The 23,625-nt window shown below is 61.7% G+C and carries 25 protein-coding genes; 9 read left to right on the top strand and 16 right to left on the bottom strand.

Annotation, left to right across the window (positions count from 1 at the left end; all coding sequences use genetic code 11):
• Nucleotides 1–39: 39 nt before the first annotated feature.
• A complete protein-coding gene (locus ASD52_RS32385; RefSeq protein ID WP_081788849.1) occupies nt 40–681 on the bottom strand; it encodes a hypothetical protein in 642 nt (213 codons plus the stop codon).
• Nucleotides 682–683: 2 nt separating this feature from the next.
• The gene (locus ASD52_RS32380; RefSeq protein WP_025426609.1) at nt 684–956 is read right to left on the bottom strand and encodes a DUF3572 domain-containing protein; all 273 of its coding nucleotides are present in this window, start codon (nt 954–956) and stop codon (nt 684–686) included.
• Nucleotides 957–1,112: 156 nt separating this feature from the next.
• Here ASD52_RS32380 and ASD52_RS32375 point away from each other — a divergent pair, with 156 nt between their 5' ends.
• Nucleotides 1,113–1,484 carry a response regulator gene (locus ASD52_RS32375; protein ID WP_025426610.1) on the top strand — a complete coding sequence of 124 codons (372 nt, stop codon included), beginning with the start codon at nt 1,113–1,115 and terminating at the stop codon, nt 1,482–1,484.
• A 17-nt stretch (nt 1,485–1,501) separates the two neighbouring features.
• Nucleotides 1,502–2,869 carry a PleD family two-component system response regulator gene (locus tag ASD52_RS32370; protein WP_025426611.1) on the top strand — a complete coding sequence of 456 codons (1,368 nt, stop codon included), beginning with the start codon at nt 1,502–1,504 and terminating at the stop codon, nt 2,867–2,869.
• A 543-nt stretch (nt 2,870–3,412) separates the two neighbouring features.
• On the opposite strand, the gene rpmG is transcribed toward ASD52_RS32370, so the two are convergent.
• The 10 genes from rpmG to ASD52_RS32320 form a co-directional block, all read right to left on the bottom strand.
• Nucleotides 3,413–3,580: a 50S ribosomal protein L33 gene (rpmG, locus tag ASD52_RS32365; protein WP_007626161.1), complete on the bottom strand. Its 168-nt coding sequence runs from the start codon at nt 3,578–3,580 to the stop codon at nt 3,413–3,415.
• 93 nt (nt 3,581–3,673) lie between these two features.
• Nucleotides 3,674–4,858: an MFS transporter gene (locus ASD52_RS32360; protein ID WP_025426612.1), complete on the bottom strand. Its 1,185-nt coding sequence runs from the start codon at nt 4,856–4,858 to the stop codon at nt 3,674–3,676.
• 13 nt (nt 4,859–4,871) lie between these two features.
• On the bottom strand, nt 4,872–5,495 hold the full coding sequence (locus ASD52_RS32355; protein ID WP_038576881.1) for an NUDIX domain-containing protein: 624 nt from the start codon (nt 5,493–5,495) through the stop codon (nt 4,872–4,874).
• Between the two features lie 77 nt (nt 5,496–5,572).
• A complete protein-coding gene (locus ASD52_RS32350; RefSeq protein ID WP_107027590.1) occupies nt 5,573–6,034 on the bottom strand; it encodes a DUF983 domain-containing protein in 462 nt (153 codons plus the stop codon).
• Nucleotides 6,035–6,175: 141 nt separating this feature from the next.
• The gene (gene rnr / locus ASD52_RS32345; protein WP_025426615.1) at nt 6,176–8,545 is read right to left on the bottom strand and encodes a ribonuclease R; all 2,370 of its coding nucleotides are present in this window, start codon (nt 8,543–8,545) and stop codon (nt 6,176–6,178) included.
• Nucleotides 8,546–8,547: 2 nt separating this feature from the next.
• Complete coding sequence (topA, locus tag ASD52_RS32340) at nt 8,548–11,217, bottom strand: type I DNA topoisomerase (protein ID WP_025426616.1); 2,670 nt, start codon at nt 11,215–11,217, stop codon at nt 8,548–8,550.
• Nucleotides 11,218–11,483: 266 nt separating this feature from the next.
• On the bottom strand, nt 11,484–12,635 hold the full coding sequence (gene dprA / locus ASD52_RS32335; protein WP_057226514.1) for a DNA-processing protein DprA: 1,152 nt from the start codon (nt 12,633–12,635) through the stop codon (nt 11,484–11,486).
• Nucleotides 12,635–13,246, bottom strand: coding sequence for a glycerol-3-phosphate 1-O-acyltransferase PlsY (gene plsY / locus ASD52_RS32330; protein WP_025426617.1), 612 nt, complete (start codon nt 13,244–13,246; stop codon nt 12,635–12,637). The genes dprA and plsY overlap by 1 nt, the downstream gene beginning before the upstream one ends.
• A 27-nt stretch (nt 13,247–13,273) precedes the next feature.
• The gene (locus ASD52_RS32325) at nt 13,274–14,566 is read right to left on the bottom strand and encodes a dihydroorotase (RefSeq protein WP_025426618.1); all 1,293 of its coding nucleotides are present in this window, start codon (nt 14,564–14,566) and stop codon (nt 13,274–13,276) included.
• Nucleotides 14,563–15,504, bottom strand: coding sequence for an aspartate carbamoyltransferase catalytic subunit (locus ASD52_RS32320; RefSeq protein WP_025426619.1), 942 nt, complete (start codon nt 15,502–15,504; stop codon nt 14,563–14,565). The genes ASD52_RS32325 and ASD52_RS32320 overlap by 4 nt, the downstream gene beginning before the upstream one ends.
• 157 nt (nt 15,505–15,661) lie before the next feature.
• Here ASD52_RS32320 and ASD52_RS32315 point away from each other — a divergent pair, with 157 nt between their 5' ends.
• Nucleotides 15,662–17,314: an acyl-CoA dehydrogenase family protein gene (locus tag ASD52_RS32315; protein ID WP_025426620.1), complete on the top strand. Its 1,653-nt coding sequence runs from the start codon at nt 15,662–15,664 to the stop codon at nt 17,312–17,314.
• Here the strand turns inward: ASD52_RS32315 and ASD52_RS32310 are convergent.
• Nucleotides 17,296–18,231 carry an AEC family transporter gene (locus tag ASD52_RS32310; RefSeq protein ID WP_025426621.1) on the bottom strand — a complete coding sequence of 312 codons (936 nt, stop codon included), beginning with the start codon at nt 18,229–18,231 and terminating at the stop codon, nt 17,296–17,298. The two genes, ASD52_RS32315 and ASD52_RS32310, sit on opposite strands and share 19 nt — an antisense overlap.
• Before the next feature lie 239 nt (nt 18,232–18,470).
• On the opposite strand from ASD52_RS32310, the gene ASD52_RS38995 reads away from it, so the two are divergent.
• Together ASD52_RS38995 and ASD52_RS32305 are read left to right on the top strand one after the other, a co-directional pair.
• The gene (locus ASD52_RS38995; RefSeq protein WP_156407888.1) at nt 18,471–18,626 is read left to right on the top strand and encodes a hypothetical protein; all 156 of its coding nucleotides are present in this window, start codon (nt 18,471–18,473) and stop codon (nt 18,624–18,626) included.
• On the top strand, nt 18,623–18,967 hold the full coding sequence (locus ASD52_RS32305) for a DUF6105 family protein (RefSeq protein WP_025426622.1): 345 nt from the start codon (nt 18,623–18,625) through the stop codon (nt 18,965–18,967). Before ASD52_RS38995 ends, ASD52_RS32305 begins: the two co-directional genes overlap by 4 nt.
• On the opposite strand, the gene ruvX is transcribed toward ASD52_RS32305, so the two are convergent.
• Nucleotides 18,910–19,398 carry a Holliday junction resolvase RuvX gene (gene ruvX, locus ASD52_RS32300; RefSeq protein ID WP_025426623.1) on the bottom strand — a complete coding sequence of 163 codons (489 nt, stop codon included), beginning with the start codon at nt 19,396–19,398 and terminating at the stop codon, nt 18,910–18,912. The genes ASD52_RS32305 and ruvX overlap by 58 nt on opposite strands.
• An 82-nt stretch (nt 19,399–19,480) precedes the next feature.
• Here ruvX and ASD52_RS32295 point away from each other — a divergent pair, with 82 nt between their 5' ends.
• From ASD52_RS32295 to ASD52_RS32280, 4 genes are all read left to right on the top strand, one after another.
• Nucleotides 19,481–20,185, top strand: coding sequence for a metal-dependent hydrolase (locus ASD52_RS32295; RefSeq protein WP_025426624.1), 705 nt, complete (start codon nt 19,481–19,483; stop codon nt 20,183–20,185).
• Between the two features lie 110 nt (nt 20,186–20,295).
• Entirely contained in the window at nt 20,296–20,583 is a 288-nt protein-coding gene (gene gatC, locus ASD52_RS32290) for an Asp-tRNA(Asn)/Glu-tRNA(Gln) amidotransferase subunit GatC (RefSeq protein WP_025426625.1), read from the top strand.
• Nucleotides 20,584–20,653: 70 nt separating this feature from the next.
• Nucleotides 20,654–22,135 (top strand): Asp-tRNA(Asn)/Glu-tRNA(Gln) amidotransferase subunit GatA, encoded by a 1,482-nt coding sequence (gene gatA / locus ASD52_RS32285; protein WP_025426626.1) that lies wholly within the window; start codon nt 20,654–20,656, stop codon nt 22,133–22,135.
• Between the two features lie 127 nt (nt 22,136–22,262).
• Entirely contained in the window at nt 22,263–22,766 is a 504-nt protein-coding gene (locus tag ASD52_RS32280) for a GNAT family N-acetyltransferase (protein WP_025426627.1), read from the top strand.
• Between the two features lie 89 nt (nt 22,767–22,855).
• Here ASD52_RS32280 and ASD52_RS32275 read toward each other — a convergent pair whose 3' ends face one another.
• Both ASD52_RS32275 and ASD52_RS32270 read right to left on the bottom strand, forming a co-directional pair.
• Complete coding sequence (locus ASD52_RS32275) at nt 22,856–23,110, bottom strand: YjhX family toxin (RefSeq protein WP_057226512.1); 255 nt, start codon at nt 23,108–23,110, stop codon at nt 22,856–22,858.
• Between the two features lie 173 nt (nt 23,111–23,283).
• Nucleotides 23,284–23,595: a DUF1294 domain-containing protein gene (locus ASD52_RS32270; protein ID WP_025426629.1), complete on the bottom strand. Its 312-nt coding sequence runs from the start codon at nt 23,593–23,595 to the stop codon at nt 23,284–23,286.
• Nucleotides 23,596–23,625 lie beyond the last annotated feature (30 nt).

The following is a 23,625-nucleotide window of genomic DNA, read 5'->3' as shown; positions in this document are numbered from 1 at the left end:
CGTCGTCTTGCAGGTCTCGATCTGCTGGTCCGGGTGCCGCTATCGCTGGAAATGCGCGCGAATGGCATTCGCAGCGTCGACCCAGTCGCTAGCAATGTGAACGCAGTCCGCCGGTTGAGGCGCGAGCGCCCGAAACTCGGCGTTCGCCATCAGATTGATCAGCAGGCAGGATGGCGCGTGCTCCTGCACCGATTGCAGGTTGCGCGCGATATCGTCGATGAAAACAACGGGAAGCGCCCGTCCGGCATGCAGGCGCTGAACGATCGGCCCTTTGGGTTCCTCAGATGCGAGCAGTGGATAGGGAAGATCGAGCCGGTCGAGCAGAGCACGACGCGCGGCCGCATGGCGCGGTGGCATGGCCGTCAGGAAGACGATGTCAGCCTGCTTGGACAATTCACGGAGAGTCTCGACAACGCCGGCAGTCGGCGTCTGCCAGCGATCCTGCGTGGCGTAGAAGGCATCGAGCATGTCCTTGACGTCAGCCTCGCTCGCTGCCCGCTCCGTTGCGCGATGGATGATGTTGCCGGTCAGCCGGAAGGAGCGCGGCAAGAGGACGTGGTCGCGGCTTTCGAGAAAGGACCGGAATGGATCCAGGAATTCGAGCACGACTTCATCGATGTCGCTGATAACAAGCGGGCGGTTGCTAAGGCGGATTTCATCTTCGAAGACGGTGTTGCTCAAGCTCAGCTGTCCTGCAGATCGGCGGCGCCGGAAAGCTTCTCATGCGCACGCACGACATCCTGCGGGGCTGTCCCTGTTGCATCGCAGAAAGCGATCAACGTTGGTTCGTGGTCCATAAGAAAGGCGATGAGCCCACCCATGCAGCCCGGCTCGCCGATCGCGTTGCGCAGGGAGGACGGGTCCGTGCCGGTCAGCGCCAGAAATCGGGACAGCAGGTCCGGCTCGCCGGCAAGCCAGGAGAGAATGTCGATGGCGATTTCGTCGGCGCTCTTCAATGTCTTGGCCTCCTACTGTTTTTACGCCCGGAATTACCTATTTTTCAACCAAATAGGTTTATCGGTGAACTTGAGGAAATGGGTCGAGTCGTTGGTTCTGCAACTTAGATGTCTTGAGAAGACTTGCAAGAAGACGACGGACAGCAAGGGATCGACATGCCCAAACAGGTAATGATTGTTGAGGATAACGAGCTGAACATGAAGCTCTTCCGAGACCTGATTGAGGCTTCCGGCTACGCGACGATCCAGACGCGCAACGGTATGGAGGCGCTCGAGCTGGCGCGGAAGTATCGCCCCGATCTGATTTTGATGGACATTCAGCTGCCGGAGGTCTCCGGGCTCGAAGTCACGAAGTGGTTGAAGGAAGACGATGAGTTGCACGTCATCCCGGTGATCGCCGTGACTGCCTTCGCCATGAAGGGCGACGAGGAACGTATCCGTCAGGGCGGATGCGAAGCCTATGTTTCAAAACCGATTTCTGTGCCAAAGTTTATTGAGACGATCAAGACCTACCTTGGCGATGCCTAACTGGCGGGAAAATTGATATGACTGCGCGCATTCTTGTTGTCGATGACGTGCCTGCCAACGTTAAGCTTCTCGAAGCGCGTCTGCTCGCTGAGTATTTCGATGTGCTGACGGCGGGTGATGGCCATACGGCGCTGACGCTCTGCGAGACGACACCGGTCGACCTGGTGCTTCTCGACATCATGATGCCCGGCATCGACGGCTTCGAGGTCTGCGAACGTCTGAAGGCCAATGCACGCACAGCACATATTCCCGTCGTCATGGTGACGGCACTCGACCAGCCGTCCGATCGGGTTCGCGGGTTAAAGGCCGGCGCCGACGATTTCTTGACGAAGCCGGTCAACGATCTTCAGTTGATGTCGCGGGTGAAGAGCCTCGTCCGCCTGAAGAACGTCAGCGACGAATTGCGGCTGCGGGCCCAGACGGCGCAGACTATCGGCCTGCAGGAACTGGCCCGTCAGGACCGTCCGGACGAGCCGGGCAATATCCTCCTGGTCGATGGCCGCGGCTCCTCTCAGGAGCGGCTGCAGCGCACGCTCAAGCCGATTGCCGATGTCTCTGTTATCTCCGACCCGCAGGCGGCGCTGTTCGAGGCGGCCGAGAACAATTTCGACCTCGTCATCGTCAACGCCAACTTCGACGATTACGATCCCTTGCGATTGTGCTCGCAGTTGCGATCGCTGGAGCGCACACGTTTCATTCCGATCCTGCTGATCACGGAGCAGGGCAATGACGAGATGATCGTGCGTGCGCTCGATCTCGGTATTACCGACTACATCATCCGGCCGGTTGATCCCAATGAGCTTGTTGCCCGCTCGTTGACCCAGATCAGGCGCAAGCATTGCAACGACATGCTGAGAAAGAGCGTGCAGCAGACGATCGAGCTGGCGGTCACCGATGGCCTGACAGGGCTGCACAACCGCCGCTATCTCGACAATCATCTGAAGCTGCTGCTCGATCGTGCGGGAGCACGCGGTCGCCCGTTGTCGATCTGCATGACCGACATCGATCGGTTCAAGCAGGTCAACGACACCTATGGTCACGATGTTGGTGATGAGGTGTTGCGCGAATTTGCCAACCGCATCCGCTCCACCGTCCGCGGCGCCGATCTGGCCTGCCGCTTTGGCGGCGAAGAGTTCGTCGTGGTCATGCCCGACACACCGCCGGAGATGGCGGCCGCCGTTGCCGAGCGGTTGCGGCATATCATCGAGAGTCAGCCATTCTCGATACCGCATGCGGACGGCGCGCTGGTCATCACCGCGTCCATGGGCATTGCCGGCCTGAAACTGGAAGGCGACACGACAGAAGCTTTGCTGAAGCGCGCAGATATGGCGCTCTACCAGGCGAAGAACGAGGGTCGCAACAGAGTGGTGGCGGCTGCAGCCTGACGGAAAGAACCGAGCCTGTCACCACCTGCTGGTGGCTTGATGAAATTCCGGATCCCTCTTGCGATATGCCTTTAAAGTTGTATTCTCCGCCGCAACGATGCTACCGAGGGGTTTGGTAGCGGCGGCGCGCAAGCATTTACATGTGCCGATGTGATACGGAATTAACCATGCGCCGAGCGACACCGCTTCGCGCATTAAGAATTCATTGATTTTTTTCTATTTTCAGGTGATGCTGATAAATGCGGGGGCATAGCTTCCATCAGCTTCGGTTACCCCATGATGCTCAGGTCCGCCGCATCTCCTGGGTCGTGGGGTCGGTCGGTTGGCTTTTGACACCTGCGGAATCCTCGTGCCGCGGTCAGTAGCCAGCCGACCCCCATTCAAAGCGCTGTTCCGGAAGGGACAGCGCTTTTTGATTCTTGCCTGTGCGCACACGCAGGCGGGACGGCCTCCGAACAGTCGGCGGCCGCTTCTTGGCGCACCAACGGAAAGGGGCGCCAAACCTTGCGGTTGGCGCCCCTTGATCCCACGAAACGTCAGATCTTACTTGATCTTGGTTTCCTTGAACTCGACGTGCTTTCTGGCGACCGGATCATACTTGGTCTTGGTCATCTTGTCCGTCATCGTACGGCTGTTCTTGGTCGTGACGTAGAAGAAACCCGTGTCGGCTGTCGACAGCAACTTGATCTTGATGGTGGTGGCTTTTGCCATGGTCGTCCTGCCTTTATGAAATTGAAAGCCGTGGACAACCGGTTGCGGGCCACGGGCAAGGTTGGCGCGAAACTACAAATCGCGGCCGAAAAGTCAAGACCGTTTTGGATTCAAAACGATCCTTACAACCGAAAGCGCGACGTAAAGGCCGAAAAACCCGGCAATCGCCCAGGCAAAACCGTTGTTGCCAGCCACATCCATCGATGCGCCGATCACCTGCGGCCCGGCCACCGTGCCGACCGCATAGGAGAAAACGAACGCCGCATTGGCCGCGGCAAGGTCGGAGCCCTGCAGGCGCGAGCCGAGATGGCTGAGGCCGACCGTGTAGAGACCAGAGACGCAGCCCCCCCAGAACAACAGAATGATCGCCATCAGGAACCAGCTTTCCACCAGCATCGGCAGACAGAGGGCGCCAATGAGGCCGATAACGGTCATGGCCGTCAGCAATGTGCGCTTATCCTTGATCTGGTCTGACAGCATGCCGAGCGGAATCTGGAAGATGAAATTGCCGATGCCCATCACGGTCAGCAGCAGCGCCGCCTGTGATTCGGTGAACCCCGATCGTGTCCCGTAGACCGTAAAGAGCGACAACCCGCCCGATTCGACCGCGCCGAAGATGAAGACGGCGGCGGTCGCGGTCGGCACCAGGAAGATGTAGCGCATGAAATGGCGGTCGGGCTTTTCGTCGATGACAGGGCTCTCGTCCCGCGCGAGGAAGATTGGCACGGCCGCGAGCAGAATGACACCGGCGCCGACCACGAAGGGCAAGACACCCTCGCTGCCGAGGATCGAGAAGAGCAGCGGCCCGCTCAGGAAGCCGAGGGATAGAACCGTGCCGTAGATGCCGAGGACGAAGCCCCGTTTCGCTGGCGGGGCGGTGGCGTTGATCCAGAATTCGGAGAGGATGAAGAGTACGGTAATGGCGCCATGGAAGACGACCCGCAGCGGAAACCAGAGCCAGAAGTTGGTAATGTAGTAAAAGCCGAAGGCGCTGATTGCGGCGAGCAGGACGGCCCAGAGCATCGTCGGCGCAACACCGTGGCGATGGGCGAATTTGGTCGTGAAGGAAGCCGCGACCATGGAGGCCACGCCGGCCATCGCCGAATTGAGACCAATCAGCGTCGACGAGATGCCGCGGTTCTCCATGATGCTCGAAAGCAGCGGTAGGCCGAGGCCGATGGCGATGCCGACGGCGCTGATGGCGGAGACCGCCGCGATCAGCGACGGCCAGTGAATTTCCTCAACCGGTGCTGGGCACCCGGGCGTCGGCTGTGACATGCGACGGTGGTCCTTAGAGAAGCGTGCGGATGAGCCGCCCACGGCGCGCGAAATAGAAGGGCACGGAGCGCTCATAGGGTAGCGTCGGGTCCGTGTTAAGGCCGCTTCTCAAATCCGAAAGGATGATTGCGGTTATCTCCGGTATCCGGAGCGAGGGGAGGTCGTTGACATCGATCCACTGCAAATCCTGGAGCTCCCGGCTTTCCAGAACCCGTGATGTATCGACTTCGGCTTCGTCCGCGAAGATCGCGAAGAAGCGTGTATCGAACCGCCTCGAGTGTCCCGGAGGAGTAATGGCCCGAGCCATATAGCGCAAGTTTGCGAGATCTGGAAGAAAGGGCAGTGGCGCTTCCGCCTTTGCATGCGGCGTGCCCAAGGGAACACCGGCTTCCTCGTAGAGTTCTCGGAGCGCCGCCAGCGCCAGTGCTCTTGCACGAGAGTCGCTTACGGGTGCCCCCCGGACGCTTTTCAGCGCCTGCAGGACGGCGGGGTTGAGATCACTGGAGAACGCGAGGCGATGGTCGGTCGGGTCTCGGCGCCCGCCGGGAAAGACATAGAGATCGGGCATGAAGACATGCGCACTGCTGCGCCGGCCCATCAGCACGCGTACGCCGTCGCCGGAGCGGTCGAGCAGCATGATCGACGCTGCGTCACGCGGCCTTGCGCGCCGCTCAGGCGTGTCGGGGGCCAAGGTGACGCTTTCGCGTCCTGACGTCATGCGGAGGGATCTCGCACAGGCAGGACGTCCTCGGGCGTGTCCTCCTGTCCACCGAAGCCGTGCATCCTCAGCGCCCATTGCAGGCCGATGACAGCGCCCTTGATCGGCTGCAGCAGCGCAAGCGAACTGATCAGCGTAATCGGCGTCCAGATGGCAAGGTGCTGCCACGTCGTCAGCGGCAGGATCAAGTCGGTCATCATGTAGCCGCCAAGCACCAGATGGCCGACGATGGTGACGACGATATAGGGTGGAAAGTCGTCGGCGCGCTGGTGGTCCATACGCTCGCCGCAGGCCGCGCAGGCATCGACGGCTTTGACATAGCTGCGGAAGAGCTTGCCGCTGCCACAGGCCGGGCACGTGCCGAAAAAGCCGCGACGCATGGATCGACCGACGGGACGTTCATCGGCTGCATGACCACCGAGGTGAAGCGTTTCCTTGTCCGTTGCCATCATCTGCATTCTCTCCTTGTCGAAGCCGCCGGCCACATGTCGTGGCCTAAAGCGCATCGCGATCTTTCAGATCCGCTTGCTGCGCTTTAAGCTCTTGTTTTTGCGCATGCCGTCATCGCAAAAGCGATGAACACTTTTGCGCGACATGCTCTAGCGCTTTCCGCGCGGCGGTCGTGTACCCGGCGTCTTGCGCGGGCTCGAGCGATCACGACGCCCCGATTTGTGGAAGGAGCGCGTGGCGGTCGGCATTTTCCGTCCTTCGCTGATCATCTCGAAGCGAAGCGCGCCGGCAAGCGGTACGGCTTCGACCAATTTGACCTGCACCTGATCGCCGAGACGAAAGCCGAGACCGGTCTTTTCGCCGGAAAGGGCCTGATGCGCTTCATCATAGATGAAGTAGTCTCGTCCGAGCGTAGATATAGGTACGAACCCGTTGGCGCCATAGGCCGGCAGGGTGACAAAAAGTCCCGCCTTGGTGACGCCGGCAACACGGCCTTCGAATTCCTCGCCGATGCGGCCGTTCAGATGATGGGCGATCAGCCGGTCGACAGTATCGCGCTCGGCGGCCATGGCCCGGCGCTCGAAGGTCGAGATCTCAGCGGCGATATCGTCGAGCACCGCCTCTTCCTGCGGCGTGAGACCGCCTTCGCCAAGACCGAGCGAGGCGACCAGCGCTCGGTGCACGATCAGATCGGCGTAGCGCCGGATCGGCGAAGTGAAATGCGCATATTTCAACAGGTTGAGGCCGAAATGGCCGATGTTCTCAGGGCTGTAGATCGCCTGGCTCTGGGAGCGCAGCACCATCTCGTTGACCATGGTTTCGAACGGCTTGCCTTCGGCCTTGGACAGGATGCCGTTGAAGTGGTTCGAGCGCATGTTGCCGCCCTTGACCAGCGCGATGTCGAGCGTGGCCAGGAACTCGCGCAGGCTCTCCTGCTTGGCCAGCGACGGCTGGTCGTGCACCCGGTAGATCAGCACCTGGCGCTTCTGCTCGAGCGTCTCGGCGGCGGCGACGTTCGCCTGGATCATCATTTCTTCGATCAGCTTGTGCGCGTCGAGGCGGTCCGGCACGAAGACGCGATCGACGGTGCCGTCGGGCTTCAAGATGATCTTGCGCTCGGGCATGTTCAACTCGAGCGGCTGGCGGCGGTCACGACCGCGCGTGAGCGTGCGATAGGCCTCCCACAGCGGCTTCAGGATCGTGTCGAGGATCGGGCCGGTCTTGTCGTCGGGATTGCCGTCAATGGCGGCCTGGGCCTGCTGGTAGGAAAGCTTGGCCGCGCTCTTCATCATGATGCGATGGAAGGTGTGGCCCGCCTTGCGGCCCTCCTTGGAAAAGCGCATGCGCACGGCGAGCGCCGGCCGGTCGACGCCTTCCTTGAGCGAGCAGAGGTCGTTGGAGATCCGCTCCGGCAGCATCGGAACGACTCGGTCCGGGAAATAGACCGAGTTGCCGCGCTTCAACGCTTCGAGGTCAAGTGCCGATTTCGGCCGGACGTACCAGGAGACGTCGGCAATCGCGACGGTGACGATGACGCCGCCCGGATTGTCCTCCGACGGGTCCGGCTCCGCGTGAACAGCATCGTCGTGGTCCTTCGCATCGGCCGGGTCGATGGTGATCAGCGGCAGCGAGCGCCAGTCTTCCCGATGCGCCATGGTGGCCGGGCCGGCGTCTTCCGCTTCGTTCAGAGCGCGTTCCGGAAAGACGTGCGGGATGCCGTGGGCATAGATGGCGATCATCGAGATCGCCTTTTCCGAAGCGACCGAACCGACGACGTTTTGAACCTGAGCGCGCGGCAGGCCGTAGCGGCCAAGGCGCGTCAGTTGGACTTCGATGAGATCGCCGTCCTTGGCGTCGCCGACGAAGTCCGGATCAACAAGGATTTCCTCGCCGCGCTTTTCGATCGGCATCAGGCGCCCGCCGCCACCCGGCGTGGCGCGGAAGACGCCGAGGACGGCGTCCCGGCGCTTATCGAGCACCTTGATGATGCGTGCGGTATAGGCTGGGCCGCCACGGTCCTTGGCCGGGAAGATCTTTGCAAGCACGCGGTCGCCGAGGCCGCCGACCGGCGTCTTGCCCTTGTCCTTGCCGACAGTCGACTGCTTGATCAGCACTGCCGGTGCGACGCCATCGTCATCCAGCCATTCGGCCGGGCGGCCGATCAGTTCGCCGTCAACGTCGCGCATGGTGATATCGAGCACGGTAACCGGGGGAAGGGCGCCCGGACGCACGAGCGACTTGCGCTTCTTCTCGACCAGCCCGTCTGCTTCCAACGAACGCAGCAGCGCCTTGAGTTCGACGCGCGTGTCGCCCTTGAGACCGAATGCTTTGGCAATTTCTCGCTTGGAGGCGCGTTCCGGATTCTCGGCGATGAAGCGCATCAGCACATCGCGCGGGGGAACCGCACCGTGGATGATCGAGGTTTTCTCCGACGCCGGCGCGGCCTTTGCCGCGCGGCCCTCTTTCCTGCCGGAGCCTTTTCCGGATCTTTCGGTCGGGTCGCGCGGTATTCTGGTCAAGGTCAGTCTTTCTTGGCCTTCGCGGCCGTCTTTGGTTTTGCCTTGGCAGGCGCCTTGGCCTTGGTCGTCTTCTTGGTGGCGCCGTCTGTCGCAGCCTTGGAAGACTTCGTCGTCTTTGCCTTCGTCGCCTTGCCCTTGCCGGTGCCGCTCTTGGCTGCACGCTCGGCAATGAGGGCGAGCGCCTCTTCGACCGTTACCGATTGCGGATCCTTGCCTTGCGGCAAGGTCGCGTTGATCTTGCCCCAGTTGACATAGGGCCCGTAGCGGCCGTCGCGGACGGTGATTGCGCCGCCTTCCGTATGGTCGCCCAGTTCCTTCAGCGCGACCGCGGCGCCACGGCCACGACCGGCACCGGCCTTGGATTGCTTGTCGGCAATCACGGAAACGGCGCGGTTCAGACCGATCGAGAAGACGTCTTCGATCGATTCGAGGTTCGCATAGGTGCCGTCATGCAGCACGAAGGGTCCGTAGCGGCCAAGACCCGACGAGATCATCTTGCCGGTTTCGGGGTGCGCGCCGATATCGCGCGGCAGCGAGAGCAGGGCGACGGCCTTCTCATGGTCGATGGAGGATGGCGTCCAGCCCTTGGGCAGGCTCGAACGCTTGGCTTCCTTGCCGTCGCCGCGCTGGACATAGGGACCGAAACGGCCGCTGCGCAGCGTGATTTCCTCGCCGGTGTGCGGATCCTTGCCGAGCGCCTGCGGCTCGTTCGAGACCGAAGCCTCGGCATCGCTGTTGCCGTCGGACGAAAGCTGGCGGGTGAAGTTGCACTCGGGGTAGTTCGAGCAGCCGACGAAGGCGCCGTACTTGCCGAGTTTCAGCGACAGCTTGCCGGTGCCGCAAACCTGGCAGATGCGCGGATCGCTGCCGTCTTCGCGCTTGGGGAACACCAGCGGTGCCAGTTCCTCGTTCAGCGCGTCGAGCACGTTGGTTACGCGCAGTTCCTTGGTTTCCTCGATCTGCGCGAAGAAATCCTTCCAGAAGTCGCGAAGAACGTCCTTCCAGTTGACCTCGCCAGCCGAGACCTGGTCGAGCTTTTCTTCGAGCGACGCCGTGAAGTCGTACCCGACGTAGCGCGTGAAGAAGCTTTCGAGAAACGCCGTGACGAGCCGTCCCTTGGCCTGGGGCACGAGCTTGCGCTTGTCGTTGGTGATGTAGTCGCGGTCGAGCAGCGTCGTTACCGTCGCGGCATAGGTCGATGGACGGCCGATGCCGAGCTCTTCCATCTTCTTGATCAGCGTTGCTTCCGAGTAGCGCGGCGGCGGCTCGGTGAAATGCTGCGAAGCATTGATCTTCTGCTTTGCCAGGCTTTCGCGCGCGTTGATCTCCGGCAGGCGACCATCTTCGTCGCCGTCATCGGTCTGCTCGCCGTCTTCCTTGGCGTCCGTATAGGCGGCGATGAAGCCGTCGAAACGAATGACCGAACCGGTGGCGCGCAGGCCAGCCTTGTTGCCACCGTTATCGGCGGTAATCTCGGCGGTCGTACGTTCGATCTCGGCAGACGCCATCTGGCTGGCGATGCCGCGCTTCCAGACAAGATCGTAAAGCTTCAGCATATCGCCGTCGAGGAAGCGGCGGACCTGGTCGGGCGTCCGGTTGAAGTCGGTCGGGCGAATGGCCTCGTGCGCTTCCTGGGCGTTTTTCGCCTTGGTAGAGTAGAGGCGTGGCTTTTCCGGCAGGTAGCGGTTGCCGAACTGGCTGCCGATCGCCTCACGTGCGGCCTCGATCGATTCGGGCGCCATCTGCACACCGTCGGTACGCATGTAGGTGATCAGACCGACGGTTTCGCCGCCGATATCAACACCTTCATAGAGCTTCTGCGCAACCTGCATGGTGCGGGAGGCGGAGAAGCCGAGCTTCGATGACGCAGCCTGCTGTAGCGTCGAAGTGGTGAATGGCGGCGAGGGGTTCCGCTTGACCGGCTTTGCCTCGATGCTGTCGACGACATAGGTTGCGCCATCGAGCAGGGTCTTTAGCCGGTTGGCTTCCTCGCCGTTGCCGACCGCACGTGGAGCCAGTCGCTTTCCGTCCGCCGAAACGAGCCGTGCCTCGAACTCGTCACCGCGCGGCGTCTTCAAGAGCGCCGACAGGTTCCAGTATTCTTCGGAGATGAACCGTTCGATTTCCGCTTCGCGATCGCAGACCAGCCGCAGCGTGACGGACTGAACGCGGCCGGCAGAGCGGGCGCCGGGGAGCTTACGCCAAAGTACCGGCGACAGGTTGAAGCCGACGAGATAGTCGAGTGCACGGCGCGCCAGATACGCATCAACAAGCGGAATATCGAGGTCACGCGGATGGGCGATCGCGTCAAGCACGGCCTTCTTGGTGATGGCGTTGAAGGCCACACGCTTGACCGGCTTGTCACCCAACACCTTTTTCTTCCTGAGAAGATCGAGCACATGCCAGGAGATCGCTTCGCCTTCGCGATCCGGGTCGGTCGCGAGGATGAGGCCGTCCGCTGCCTTCACGGCATCGGCAATATCCTTCATGCGTTTGGCCGACGCGGCGTCGACCTCCCAGGACATCTCAAAATCTTCGTCAGGACGAACCGAGCCGTCCTTGGCAGGCAGATCCCGCACATGGCCGAACGAGGCAAGAACCTTGTAGCCTGGGCCGAGGTACTTGTTGATCGTCTTTGCCTTCGAAGGCGATTCCACCACTACAACATTCATCGTCATTTTTCTGAGACAACCGGGTTTGGTCCTGCGTCAGCGCGGTTTGCACTGAGCATCGCCGAATATCGATGCCCCGAAATGGACAGGGATTCGAGCGGGGTCAAGGGGTTTCATTCAAAATAGCGACAGGGCTGCGTTATGCAGCCATTGCGAGAATAGATAATTATATCTCTTTCCGATTGAGTCGCTCGTGTTTTCTTCGTATCTGCGAATGTGCTTTTGTGTTGCCGGTTGCCGACTGGATCGTGCGCAAACAAGAAGTTTTATTGCTCCGCATTGAGCGACACCAGTCCGCCAGCATGGCGGCTGAGGCGTCCGGCAAGGTCAAGCTCGAGCAGCACGAGGTAGACTTCCGCTGCAGGCTGTCCAGTGTGGCGGATGACATCGTCGATTTCGGCCGGTGTCGGGCCGAGCGCGTCGATGATCGTTGCCCGGTCGCCGTCAGCGAGCGGCACCGGCTGTCTCGACGGGGCTGCATGGCCGGGCTCTTCGGCCCCTGCCGCCAAGGGCAGCCTGTATTGGCTGAGAGGCGCAAGGGCGTCGAGAACATCGTCCGACGTCGTCGTGACGATCGCGCCCTGTTTGAGCAGATCATTGGTTCCGTGGCAGCGTGGGTCGAGCGGCGAGCCGGGAACGGCAAATACCAGTCGGCCGAAATCGGCGGCGTAGCGGGCCGTGATCAGTGAGCCCGAGCGGTTGGCTGCCTCGACGATCGCCACGCCGAGACTGATGCCGGCGATCAGACGGTTGCGCCTCGGGAAATCGCGAGCCCGCGGCTCCCAGCCGAACGGCATTTCGCTCACGGCCAGGCCCTGGCCTGACATGATATCGTTGAGCAGCCCGACATTTTCCGGTGGATAGGGTCGGTCGATACCGCCCGCAAGCACCGCGATCGTTCCGCTTTCCAGGCTTGCTCGATGGGCGGCGGTGTCGATGCCGCGCGCCAGCCCTGACGTGATCACATAACCGGCACGACCGGCATCGCGCGCGATCATCGCTGCGAACTTGGCACCGCTGACCGAGGCGTTGCGCGAGCCGACGATGCCGAGAGACGATCGTGCCGCGGCGTCGAGGTTGCCTTTGACCGCCAGAAGCGGTGGAGCGCCATCGATCTGGCGAAGGGCGAAAGGATAATTTGGTTCGCCGATACCGACGAAGGTCGCGCCGAAGCGGTGCGCTATTTCGAGCTCCCGTTCCGCTTCGGCGATAGTGGCGACGCGGAACGTCCGCGCCCCGGCGCCGCGCCGCGATAGTTCGGGCAAGGCGTCAAGTGCGGCGTCAGCCGTGCCGAAGTGATTGATGAGATCGCGGAACGTTACGGGGCCGACATTATCGCTGCGGATCAGCCGCAGCCAGGAAATCTTCTGTCGTTCGGTCAGTGCAACTCCGGTTCGCTTTGCACTGACGTTCAACATTATCCCTTGTCTCCGATCCTGCTTTCGGTGCCCGCGATGAGCCGCTGGATATTGGCGCGATGTTTCACCCATGTAATCAGGGTCATGACCGCAAACAGCAGGGCGACTTTCTCGTGTCCTGTCAGGTAGAGTACAACCGGAATGACTGCAGTTGCAACCAGCGCCGATAGCGAAGAGTAACGGCTAATTTTCGCCATCGCCAGCCAGATCGCCGCAAAGACGAGAACCATCCAGGGCACGAGGCCCAGCAGCACGCCGATATAGGTAGCGACGCCCTTGCCGCCCTTGAAGCCGAGCCAGACCGGGTAGAGATGGCCGAGGAAGGCGGCAAGACCTGCGGCGATACCGGCTTCGACACCCCAAAGCGATGCGATAGCGGCTGCCGCCGTGCCTTTCAGGGCGTCAAGCAGCAGGGTTGCCGCGGCAAGCTTCTTGTTGCCGGTTCGCAGGACATTGGTGGCGCCGATATTGCCCGAGCCGATCTTGCGAACGTCACCGAGGCCGGCCATGCGGGTCAGGATCAGCCCGAAGGGGATCGAGCCGAGCAGATAGCCGAAGGCAAGGCTCAAGGCTGTCGAAGGCAGTCCAAGCTGCCAGGAAAAAAGATCCACCGATTCCTCCCGCGCGACTGCTGTCGCTTATGCCGAATGCACAAGCTTGCCGGCAACATAGGTTTGCACAACCCGTCCGGTAAAGCGCGCATTTTCGAATGGCGTGTTCTTCGATCGTGAAACGATCGCTTCCTTGTAGAGGACCCAAGGCTCTTCGAGATCGATGACGGTGATGTCGGCCTTGGCACCCGGCTTCAGCGAGCCGGCATCAAGCCCGAAGATCGCCGCCGGACGCGTCGACATCGCGTCGATGAGGCGCATCAGCGGAACCTGGCCGCTGTTATGCAGGCGAAGCGCTGCGGCTAGCATCGTCTCGAGCCCGATCGCGCCATTTTCCGCGTCGGAGAAGGGCAGGCGCTTGGTGTCGACATCCTGCGGATCATGCGAGGAAACGATGATGTCGATGGTGCCGTTGGCAAGAGCTTCCGCCATCGCGACGCGGTCGTCCTCGCGGCGCAGCGGCGGCGAGAGCTTGAAGAAGGTCCGGTATTCACCGATGTCGTTCTCGTTGAGCGTCAGATGGTTGATAGAGATGCCGCAGGTGACGTTGGCGCCGCGGTTGCGGGCGGTCAGAACGGCTTCGGCGGATTCGGGAACCGAGATGTTGGCGGCGTGGTAGGCGGCCTTGGTGAGGCCGGCGATACGCAGGTCGCGCTCGAGCGGGATGATTTCCGCCTCGCGCGGCACACCGGCAAGACCGAGCCAGCTGGCAAGCAGGCCCTCGTTCATCACGCCGTTGGCGCCGAGATACTTGTCGCGCGTTTCGAGCGCGATCACCGCGCCGAACTCGCGGGCATAGGTCATGGCGCGGCGCAGCATCAGCGTATCGTGAATCGCCTTGCGTCCGTTGGTGAAGCAGACCGCACCTGCCTCCCGCAGCAGACCGAACTCGGTCATCTCTTCGCCGGCGAGACCCTTGGTCATCGCGGCCGCCGGATAGACATTGACGAGCGCCTTGTCGCGGGCCGTCTTCTGCATGAATTCGACAAGCGCGATGTCGTCGATGACAGGATCCGTGTCCGGCATCGAAATGAAGGAGGTCACACCGCCGACGGCTGCTGCGCGCGAGGCCGATTCGATCGTTTCGCGGTGCTCGGCGCCCGGCTCGCCGACGAAGACGCGCGCGTCGACGAGGCCCGGAACGGCCGTTAGTCCGTCGCAATCCTTGACGAAGGCGCCAACAGGCGTTCCCTGATTGAGGGCATCCTTGCCTGCGGCCAGGATACGGCCATCATCACCGACGATGATCGTGCCGGTTTCGTCGAGGTTGCGGGACGGATCGACGATGCGAAGGTTCCTAAGAACGAGCGGTCTGGTCATACGCGCGGCCCCTGGTTCTGCGAAAGAAGAAGCGTTTCCATCACCGCCATGCGCACGGCGACACCCATTTCAACCTGCTGCTCGATTACGCTCTGCGGCCCATCGGCGATTTCGGACGCGATCTCGACGCCGCGGTTCATTGGGCCCGGGTGCATGACGAGCGCGTCGTCCTTGGCTGCCTTGAGCTTTTCGGCATCGAGGCCGTAGTAGTGGAAATATTCGCGCACCGAAGGCACGAAGGAGCCGGCCATGCGCTCGCGCTGCAGGCGCAGCATCATCACCACATCTGCATCCTTCAGTCCCTCGGCCATCGAGTGGTAGACCTCAACGCCCATGTCGGCGATCCCAGAGGGAAGCAGCGTTGCCGGTGCGACGACCCGCACCCTCGCGCCCATCTGGTTGAGCAGAAGGATGTTGGAGCGGGCGACACGCGAATGCAGCACGTCGCCGCAGATCGCCACGATGATGCGCGAGAGCTTGCCCTTGATGCGGCGGATCGTCAGTGCATCGAGCAGGGCCTGGGTCGGATGTTCGTGCTGGCCATCGCCGGCATTGACCACGGAGCAGGAAACCTTGTGGGCCAGAAGTGCGGCCGCACCCGCGGACGAATGGCGCACGACCAGCACGTCGGGGTGCATGGCGTTGAGCGTCATCGCCGTATCGATCAGCGTTTCGCCCTTTTTCACCGACGAGTTGCCGACCGACATGTTCATCACGTCGGCGCCGAGCCGTTTGCCCGCTAGCTCGAAGGAGGATTGCGTCCTGGTGGACGCTTCAAAGAAGAGATTGATCTGCGTCATCCCTCGAAGGGTGGACGTCTTCTTCTCTCTCTGACGGGAGATCTTGACGGCTTCATCGGCACGATCGAGCAGGTAGGTGATATCCTGCTCCGTAAGACCTTTGATGCCGAGCAGGTGGCGATGCGGGAAAGTGGTCATGGGCCGCCCTTGCGCTCTGGAATGTGGCTCGCTCTATAAGACGTGACCCCCGGCACGGCAAGCGTTGCGCGGGCCCTTCCGCAGAAAACTTGGGTGCGGCATCCTATCTTTCCCTGGCCCCGTTTCGTGGTCGGCAAAGTTGCGCTAGAACCGGCCCATGAATCAGATGAACCGGACCGAACAGAAACTCGCCGAGCTGAACCAGCCCAAGCCCTGGTCCGGCATCAATGCCTATCGTTCCGATCCGCTGGTCGTGGACATCACGTCGGGCATGCCGAAGGCCCTGCGCGACGAGTTCGGTACGCTCGGGCGCTACGTGACCTCGCCGGAGGCGCAGGAACTCGCGCGCATGGCGAACGAAGGCGTACCGAAGCTGAAGACGCATGGCCCACGCGGCGAGCGCCTCGATGTCGTCGAGTTCCATCCGGCCTGGCATGCGCTGATGCGACGCTCCATGACCTCGGGCCTGCACGCATCCGCCTGGGAGAACCTGCCTGACGAGCGCAATCAGTCGCACAAGACGCGGGCGATCCGTTTCTACCTGACGGCCCAGCTGGAATGCGGCCATCTTTGCCCGCTGACGATGACAAGTGCATCGCTTGCCGCGATCACCGCCTCGCCCGCCGTGCAGAAGGAATGGGCGCCGAAGATCCTGTCGCGCAAATACGATTCGTCCAACAAGCCGTGGATGCAGAAGTCTGCCGTTACCGTCGGCATGGGCATGACGGAAAAGCAGGGCGGCACCGATGTGCGCGCCAACACTTCGACCGCAGAGCGTGTCGGCGAGGGTATCTACCGCCTGAACGGCCACAAGTGGTTCATGTCGGCGCCGATGAGCGACGCCTTCGTCATGCTGGCGCAGACCCGCGACGGGCTCGGCTGCTTCCTTGTACCGAGGCTGCTTGAAGACGGGAGCGCCAACGGCCTGCGCTTCCAACGCCTGAAGGACAAGCTCGGCAACCGCTCCAACGCATCCTCCGAAGTCGAGTTTTCCGACACATTCGGTTTCGTGCTCGGCGCGCCCGATGCCGGTATCCGCACTATTCTCGACATGGTGACGCTGACGCGTCTCGATTGCGCGCTGGCGTCCGCCGGCATCATGCGGGCATCGCTCGCCGAGGCCGTCCACCACACGCGTGGCCGCAAGGTTTTCGGCAAGCCGCTCGTCGGCCAGCCGATGATGACCCGGGTCCTCGCCGATATGGCGCTCGACGTCGCCGCCGCCAGTGCCCTGTCGTTCCGCCTCGCCGATGCCTTCGACAAGGCGCACGGCAGTGCCGAAGAGGCGGCCTATGCGCGCATCATGACGCCGGTCGCAAAATACTGGTGCTGCAAGATCGCCCCGGCGCTGATCTATGAAGCGATGGAATGCCTCGGTGGCAACGGCTACGTCGAAGAGCGGGCGCTGGCGCGGCATTATCGCGAGGCGCCGGTCAACGCGATCTGGGAAGGCTCGGGCAACGTCATGGCGCTGGATGTGCTTCGCGTTCTGCTTAAGCGCAAGGATCTCTTCGAACAGCTGTTTGCCGTGCTGAGCCGCGATCTCGGGCCTGCCGGTCGCAAGACGATCGACGTGCTGCGTGCGGCGATGTCGCTCTGCGAGCGCGACGAAGGGGCCGCCCGCATGCTGGTCGAGCAACTGGCTCTGGCAGCGGCGGCTGCCGAACTCTATCGGCTCGGGGCCGGCCGCATCGCCGACGCCTTCCTCGAATCGCGCCTTGCCGCCGGCTGGCGGTCCACCTACGGCATGCTCGATTCGCGCTTCGATTCGGCCTACATCCTCGACCTGCTCTATCCGGCCGCCACATAGGCGGTCACCGACAGCACCAGCGGGATCGTGAAGAAGGAGACGACGGTCTGAACCGTCGCCACCGCCGCGTAGAGCTCTGCGTCGCCGCCCATCTGTTTGGCGAGCAGATAGCCGTTCATCGCGGTCGGAACGGCAGCGCCGAGCGCAATGACGCACAACGCATCGCCGCGGATGCCGAGCAGGAAGCTGGCACCCACCATGAACACCGGCATCATGATCAGCTTCAGGAAGACTGCCAACATCGCCGATCCACTCGGCTTCAGTGCGTCCGACACCCGCAATCCGGCACCGACCATAACGAGCCCGAGGCTGAGCGAGGCGCTTGCCAGCATGTCGATGGTCGTCATCACCGGCCCGTAGACAGTTATGCCCATCCGGTTGAACACGATGCCCAGCACCGATGCGACGATTAACGGATTGGTAGCGATCTTGGCAAAGAAACGCCGGAAATCCCGGTTGCCGCCCCCGAACCAAACCAGCACGCCGACGTTGTAGAGATTGATCGGGATGATCACGAGGGTCATCACCAGCGCCGTCAGCGTCAGCCCGATCGGTCCATAGAGTTTCTGTGCGATCGCCAGTGCCATGAAGCCGTTCCACCGCGTCGCCGTCTGGAAGACCGAGGTGAAGGAGGCGCCCGAAACCTCTCTGTTTCGAAACAGCGGCCAGAGGAAGAGGACAAAGATCGACATCAGGCTGACACTGCCGATCGTGGCGATCGCCGTGGCGTCCGCCTTCATGCCGGAAAAATCGGCCTGGGCCAGCGTGGAGAACAAGAGGGCGGGGAAGAGAATGTAATAGCCGAACTGTTCGAGGCCCAGCCAAAGGTTCTGATCGACCAGCGTCGTGCGTTTCAGCCATGCGCCGAGCAGCACCAGAAGGAAGATGGGAAGGATACTTTCAAAGACGATGATCATGACGGGGCCTGAGCGGGAGAGGAGCCCACCGTTACTGCATAATCCCTCGAGCCGGAATCAATTTAAGACGAAATCGCGCCGTGCGTTTCAAGCTTTGCAGCGCCTTGGCGGGTCGGGCTGGCTGCAGTCGGACAGGAGCCTGTGAAAATTAACCTTAACAAGTGGTTTACATTGCGTGACCGCCGGCGAGCGTGGACAGTGGTTGGGTAACGCAAAGAGATCCGGAAGGGAGCGGTTCGGTGAGAACTGGTCTTTTGATCATCATGATGATGTTTTTCGCCGGACTGGCGCTCGATATCGTGGTTCCCGCAATGGTTCTGCTTGCCTTGGTACTGGCAGACCGCGCGATCTATCCATTGTTCTATCGACGCATATCGGAAAGGGGGGCCGCATGAAGTGGTTTCTGATCCTGTGGGCATGCCCCGTCATGTTTTTGGCCGCCTGGTACGGCCTTTCCTACTACGACATGAGCTTCGGATTCTTCATGCTGACGCGCCAGACCCATGACCTGGTCTTCCAGGTCTACGGCAACGTGCTCGGCATTCCGCCGGAAAGCATTCCGCCGCTCGTCGCCCGCGCCATCATTGTCGACAGCTTCATCGTTTTCGGCATCATCGCCTTCCGCAAGCGTCGTGAGCTTGCAGTCTGGTATCGCCGCTGCTTTGGTGCAGTGGCCGCTCAGTCGGCCGAAGCGCCGTCCCTGGCAAGGGACGCCAGCCTGTCGAGCGCCCCTTGAAGAATGAAGGATGCGGCAGCCGAGTCGATGCGCTCGGCCCGCTTCTTGCGTGATACGTCCATTTCAATCAGCACCCGTTCGGCCGCGACGGTCGAAAGCCGCTCATCCCAGTAGACGAAGGGCAGGGGCGTCTTCTCGACCATGTTTCGCACGAAAGCGCGGGTCGCCTGACACCGGGGCCCTTCGCTGCCGTCCATGTTGACCGGCAGGCCGATGATAAGGGCCGCAACCCGTTCCTTCTCGGCCACTGCCAGAAGCGTCACCGCATCGATGCCGAATTTGACCCGCCGGATCACCTCGCGCGGCGTTGCGATCCGGCGTCCAAGGTCGGACACCGAGATGCCGATCGTCTTGGTGCCGAGATCGAGGCCGGCGATGGCCTGGTTGGGCTGAAGCTGGCTCGCGAGCTCTTCGATGGTCAGAATTGTCATTTGATTTGCCGATTCGATCTTTGCAGGTGTTCGATCCGTTCCATATAGCTGGTCCAAGGCGCAAATCATCTGGGAGAATGTCATGAAGATCAAATGGCTCGGCCATTCCGCTTTCCACATCGAAACGGCAACGTCGAAGATCCTGATCGATCCCTTCTTCACCGGCAACCCGGCCTTCCTCGACAGCGAGCGCAAGGAGGTGACGACCGGGCTCACCCATATTCTGCTGACGCACGGTCATGGCGATCATGTCGGCGACACCGTCGCAATCGCCAAGGAAACGGGAGCCGTGGTCGTTGCGAACTTCGATCTCTGCATGTGGCTTGGGCGCCAGGGCGTTTCGGCGATGGAGCCGGGCAACACCGGCGGCACCATTCATCTCGCCGGCTTTTCCGCCACTTTCGTCAATGCGCTGCATTCTTCGGCACAGATTACCGAAGACGGCGTTTCGCATTCGCTCGGCAGTGCTAACGGCCTCGTTCTGCATTTCGAGGATGAACCGACGCTCTACCATATGGGCGACACGGACATCTTTTCGGACATGGCTCTGGTAGAGGAATTGCACCAGCCGGAGATCGGCCTCGTTCCAATCGGCGACCGGTTCACCATGGGAGGCGCCGTGGCCGCACTTGCCTGCCAGCGCTATTTCAAGTTCTCGACCGCCATTCCCTGCCACTACGGATCCTTCCCGATCATCGATCAGACGCCGGAAAACTTCGTCGTCGGCATGGACAGCGCCTCGACCAAAGTGGCAACACCGGCCGTCGGTGGCGTAGTGACCGTCTGACGGCGAAGGCCGTCAGCACCGCGGCAGGCGAGCGATCGGGCGATTCCCCCGTTGCGCGCCTCGCCGCGCACCATTATAGCGGGGGAAAGTTCCAGATACCGGAGACGACCATGTCCGTAGACCTTGCCACCGTGAAGCGCGTCGCGCGCCTCGCCCGCATCGCCGTCAGTGAAGATGAAGCCACGCGAATGGTGGGCGAAATCAACGGCATCCTTGGTTTCGTCGAGCAACTCTCCGAAGTGAATGTCGATGGCGTAGAACCGATGACGTCGGTGACGCCGATGGACATGAAGAAGCGCCTTGACGTCGTGTCCGATGGCAGCAAGGCCGACGATATCGTTGCCAATGCTCCCAATACCGATCGCAACTTTTTCCTCGTCCCGAAGGTCGTCGAATAATCCGACCACCTGCCGCCCCGGCGTCCCTGATTGCGCCCGGCGTCCCTGATTGCGAAAGTCCGATTTCATCATGACCGAACTCACCAGCCTTACGATCGCCGAAGCCCGCACCAAGCTTGTCGCCAAGGAAATCACCGCCGTTGAACTGACCGACGCCTATATCGCGGCGATCGATTCCGCCAATGAAGCGATCAATGCCTATATCGCCGTCACGCCGGACAAGGCGCGCGAAATGGCCAAGGCATCGGACGCGCGCATCGCGGCCGGCAAGGCCGGCGCGCTCGAAGGCATTCCGCTGGGCATCAAGGATCTGTTCGGTACCGAAGGCGTGCACACGCAGGCCTGCAGCCACATTCTCGATGGTTTCGCCCCGCGCTACGAATCGACCGTGACCCAGAACCTCTGGAACGACGGCGCCGTGATGCTCGGCAAGCTCAACATGGACGAGTTCGCCATGGGCTCCTCCAACGAAACCTCTTACTACGGTGCCGTGAAGAACCCCTGGCGCGCCAAGGGCTCCAACCTCGATCTGGTCCCGGGCGGCTCGTCGGGCGGCTCGGCCGCTGCCGTCGCCGCGCATCTGTGCGCCGGTGCGACCGCAACCGATACCGGTGGCTCCATCCGTCAGCCGGCCGCCTTCACCGGCACCGTCGGCATCAAGCCGACCTATGGCCGCTGCTCGCGCTGGGGCGTCGTCGCCTTTGCGTCGTCGCTCGATCAGGCCGGCCCGATTGCCCGTGACGTGCGCGACGCCGCGATCCTTCTGAAGTCGATGGCAAGCGTCGACGCCAAGGACACGACCTCCGTCGATCTGCCGGTGCCGAACTACGAAGCTTCGATCGGACAGTCGATCAAGGGCATGAAGATCGGTATTCCGCGCGAATACCGGGTAGACGGCATGCCGGAAGAGATCGAAGCCCTGTGGCAGCAGGGTATCGCCTGGCTTAAGGATGCCGGTGCCGAGATCGTCGACATCACGCTTCCGCACACCAAATACGCGCTGCCGGCTTACTACATCGTCGCTCCGGCCGAAGCGTCTTCGAATCTTGCCCGCTACGATGGCGTCCGCTACGGCCTGCGCGTCGACGGCAAGGACATCGTCGACATGTACGAGAAGACCCGCGCAGCCGGCTTCGGCCAGGAGGTCAAGCGCCGCATCATGATCGGCACCTATGTGCTTTCTGCCGGCTATTACGACGCCTACTACCTGCGCGCCCAGAAGGTTCGCACGTTGATCAAGCGCGACTTTGAACTCGCTTTCCATGCGGGCGTCGACGCGATCCTGACGCCGGCGACACCGTCCTCCGCGTTCGGCATCGCCGACGAGGATCTCGCATCGGATCCGGTCAAGATGTACCTCAACGACATCTTTACGGTGACGGTCAACATGGCCGGCCTGCCGGGCATCGCCGTTCCCGGCGGCGTCGATCACAAGGGCCTGCCGCTTGGTCTGCAACTGATCGGCAAGCCGTTCGAGGAAGAGACCCTCTTCAAGACCGCCCATGTGATCGAGCAGGCAGCCGGTCGTTTCGCGCCCACCAAGTGGTGGTAAAACGCTAACGGCGCAGCACCGCAAGCGTGCTGCGCCGCGATCGCCGCGACTGGTGTGTCAGCCAGCGTCCTTGACGCGTCACACATGACGCGCGACGCTTCAGTGACGCGGAGAGGGGGGCCGCGCCATGCCCGTGATCCGTCATGCTCGAGAGGATGAGGTTGGTGCTCTCACGGCCGTAGGCCTTCGCGCCTGGGAAGGGGCGATTGTCGGCCTTGCCGATGTCGGTCGGATGAGGCGCCTGGCGGAGAACGCCTTTGGCGATTTTCTTGCCAATCATTGGCTCTCCGTTTCGCTGATCGAAGTTGATGGCCGGCCGCGTGGCTGGGCCGCTCGCGAGAACTTCGACGAGATGATCTCCGATCTGTGGATCGAGCCGGAAGCCCAGAGGCGGGGGCTCGGCGGTCGTCTGCTCGCCGACATTGAGCTTCGCATCTCAAACGACGGCTTCGACGCAGCGAAAACCAAGACGCACGCCAAGAACACAGCAGCCATCGGCTTCTTCCGCAAACACGGCTACGGGGTCACCTGGCTGTCGACCTCCTATGCGCCCAAGCTTGATCGCGATGTCGAGTACATCGGGCTGGGCAAGCCGCTTGCTGTTACCGATCTCGGCCTTTACGGCCGCTAGGTGATAAGAGATACGATCCCTAATCGCGGCATACCGTAAGGGCTGGAGAAAATGCCGGGCGATACCCGGCATCCTCATGGTTTCGCCGATCAGCGATTGTTGAGTTCCGACCGGACCAGGCGCAAGCCCCACTCGGTGATGCGATAGGGTTTGCCGGCCGATGACGAGATCGCTTTCTTGCGCTTCAGCTTGCGGAAGAGTTCGAGGTCGAAGCCCGGATAGACCCATCCGTCGCGCGTGAAGCATCTGATGTCGATGATCGTCTTGTCGTCGCGGGTAATTTCGATACGGCCGCCTTGGGCCAAATGATGAAGAATGCGCTGCTCAGCGCGTGAGATATCCATATCTGAATGTTCCGGAATAGCGTTCGTGAGAACGCAGAAAAACGTTCCGCAAATCTTGGGAAAAGCGGGGTTACGTTTCCGGCCCGTGCGCGCAATCTATGAGAAAGCGGGCAGGGGCCCTTACCGGGACTCAGACGATGTGAACATCAAAACTCCATTCGAACGAACGCTTCCTAGAAGAGACCGACGAAAGCGTCAATATATCCGCTCGCAAAGATTGCGCAGGCAACCGCCACAATCATCTGGAACAGGACGATCAGAATGAGATGTGTTCGAAACGGCTCCTTGCGTGTCTTGTGCCTGAAGACCTGGCGACCGGCCATCGCACCGATGCTGCCGCCGAAAAATGCCGATTGCAGCAACGTCCGCTCGCTGATGCGGCGCCAGCCTGATCGCGCCGCGTGCTTGTCGTACCAGAATTGGCAGAAGCTCGTGATGTTGATCGCGACAAGGAAACACAGGAGACTGGCAGCGGTGAGGGCCATGTCCACCTTTTGCCATAGCGACCGCTAAGC

Source organism: Ensifer sp. Root142 (assembly GCF_001426785.1).
GTDB lineage: Bacteria > Pseudomonadota > Alphaproteobacteria > Rhizobiales > Rhizobiaceae > Ensifer > Ensifer canadensis.
This window is presented reverse-complemented; position numbering and strand designations above follow the sequence as displayed.